General features: G+C 42.7%; 3 protein-coding genes. 2 read left to right on the top strand and 1 reads right to left on the bottom strand.

Annotated features, from left to right (window positions below; genetic code table 11):
• Positions 1-319: hypothetical protein (locus tag Q8865_11195; GenBank protein ID MDP4153983.1), on the bottom strand; the 319-nt coding region annotated here is incomplete at its 3' end.
• 102 nt (positions 320-421) lie between these two features.
• On the opposite strand from Q8865_11195, the gene Q8865_11200 reads away from it, so the two are divergent.
• Both Q8865_11200 and guaA read left to right on the top strand, forming a co-directional pair.
• On the top strand, positions 422-2092 hold the full coding sequence (locus Q8865_11200; protein MDP4153984.1) for a DUF4080 domain-containing protein: 1671 nt from the start codon (positions 422-424) through the stop codon (positions 2090-2092).
• A 59-nt stretch (positions 2093-2151) separates the two neighbouring features.
• A partial coding sequence (gene guaA / locus Q8865_11205) for a glutamine-hydrolyzing GMP synthase (GenBank protein ID MDP4153985.1) occupies positions 2152-2650 on the top strand: 499 nt, incomplete at its 3' end.

The following is a 2650-nucleotide window of genomic DNA, read 5'->3' on the forward strand; positions in this document are numbered from 1 at the left end:
ATTTTAGTTTTGTCAGCTTGCTTGTTGTAATCGGGTCGTAAAGCAGCACCTCTTTGCTGCCCAGCATCAGTGTTCCGTCGGCAAGTTCCGGCAGTTCGACAATGATTATCGAGGCTAAATTATCGATGTTGTCAGTAAAATCTTTTTTAGAAAAATCGAGTGTCGTGGATTTCGGACTTGTTTTAGTCAGTTCGTTTCCATTTGAGATTATGACATTCCCGCTTGTAAGATTATAATCTGCGCCGATAGCCGGAAATGTAAAGCAAAAGATCATTACAACTACCAGGGCTATTTTTGAATTAAATCTTTGATTTAACATAGTAACCTCCTCTTTCCAAAGTTCTAACTATATATTTTGATAATAACGGAGAATTATGTTAAAATTATTTTACCAAATTTTATTTAAGGAAGGTCGCACTAAATGCAGACAATTTTTATAGCTATTGACGCTAAACACTGCCATATGAATCCTGCTGTCCGTATTTTGACGACCCTGTCAAAAGACGCCGGATTTGACGCACATTTCTGCGAGTTTACGGTCAATGACAACATGCTTGATATTTTATCAAAACTATATACACAAAAATGTGACCTTTATATTTTTTCATGCTATATTTGGAATATCGAGCTTGTGCTCGACATCGCGGGAGAGCTAAAAAAACTTTTGCCCGGCAGTAAAATAGCGCTTGGCGGGCCCGAAGTCACATACAGACCTGCCGATATACTGAACGCACCCGCAATTGACTATGTACTGAGCGGGGAGGGTGAAGACATCATCGTTCCGTTTATCGAGGCACTAGAAAACGGAAAAGAGCCGGAAAATCCGTCTGTCGCCACAAGGGAACATCCAGAGGCGATTCCCGCAGTCTGTGAAAACCTAAACGGGCCTTTTCCATATACAAAGGACGAGATCAAAAGCGGCAGGCTCGTATATTATGAAACTTCACGGGGATGCCCGTTTTCTTGTCATTTTTGCCTTTCTTCGGTGCAAAACGGAGTCAGATACGTAAACGAGGACAGGGTAGTGGCTGACGTCACGTATATGGCACGGTGCGGCGCCAGGGTCATAAAATTCTTAGACAGAACATTCAATGCCGACAAAGCAAGGGCTTTACGGTTATTTAAAGCCTTTGCGGAGATTGATACGGGAACTGTGTTCCATTTCGAGATATGCGCCCAGCTTTTGAATAATGAGATCATAGAATTTCTGAAAACAGTCCCTAGGGGCCGGTTCCAGTTCGAAATCGGGGTGCAGAGCACATTCCCCAAAACGCTGATGGCCATCAACCGCAGTCCTGATCTCCAGCGGCTTTCCTATAATATCGGGCAGCTTTATGAAAGCAGGAATATACATCTGCATCTTGACCTTATCGCGGGACTTCCTTATGAAACATTCGAGCAGTTCAAGCAGTCCTTCAATGATGTATACCCTTACTCGGACAAGCTTCAGCTTGGTTTTCTAAAACTTCTTTACGGAACGGCACTCAGAAATGAGTATGCTCGTTTTGGCTATCGATTTTTGGACAAGCCGCCCTACGAAGTGCTTGAAAACGGTTTTATGACCTTTGACGAGATTCTAAAACTGAAAAATGTTGAAACCGAGCTTGAGAGATTCAGAAATTCTGACCGTTTCAGGGTGTCGCTTTCATATATAATCGGCTTTTTCCGCACTCCATATGATATGTTTGAAGCGCTTGCAGAATACACTGCATCTTTAAATATCGAAGGCGATTTATCACTTAGAGGGTTATACCATATCCTTTATGATTTTGGACGTGAACGCCTCAAAATTACTGAAGAGGCTTTTACTGATCTTATCAGGATGGACTACTCAGCACATTTTCGGGGCGGACTAGACAGTGAACTTGCTTATCATGAAGATAAGGCATTTCGAAATAACTGCACACGTTTTCTCAGAGATGAGTCAAACAGGCTGAGAGTTTTTCACTACAGGCCGGATAAAACATATCAGGAAATCTCCCGTGATGTTGAAATTCATAGTTTCATTTCCTTCAATAATCGCGCTAGGGTCTTGATTTTTGACTATAAATATGACAAAATAACTGATATTACAGCAACTTTCAACGATTAAATCGGTAAGCCGCTGACCGTAAAAAGCGGCGGCCGCATTAAGCGGCTGATGGAGAATAAATGAATAATCAAACAGTGCTGGTGCTTGACTTTGGCGGTCAATACAATCAGCTTATAGCAAGGCGTGTAAGAGAATGCGGCGTTTACTGTGAGGTTTTCCCGTATAACAAAGGTCTTGCCGCAGCAAAAGAAAAAAAGCCTGTCGGAATAATTTTTACAGGCGGGCCGAACAGTGTCTATGATGAAAATTCGCCGCAAATTGAGCGTGAAATATTTGAACTCGGCATTCCGGTTCTCGGCATTTGTTACGGCGCTCAGCTTATGGCGCAGACGCTGGGCGGAAAGGTGTCTACTGCTGAAGTTAGAGAATACGGAAAAAGCGAGACGTTTTTTAAAACAGACAGCCTGCTTTTTGACGGGCTTCCAAGCAGGGCAATAACATGGATGAGCCACGGCGATTATATTTCAGTCCTGCCTGAGGGTTTCGGCATAATAGCAAATACATCAATATGTCCTGTCGCCGCAATGGAAAATATAGGCAATAAGCTTTATGCAATGC

The sequence above is a fragment of the Bacillota bacterium genome, assembly GCA_030705925.1.
In the GTDB taxonomy this organism is placed as follows: domain Bacteria; phylum Bacillota; class Clostridia; order Oscillospirales; family Feifaniaceae; genus JAUZPM01.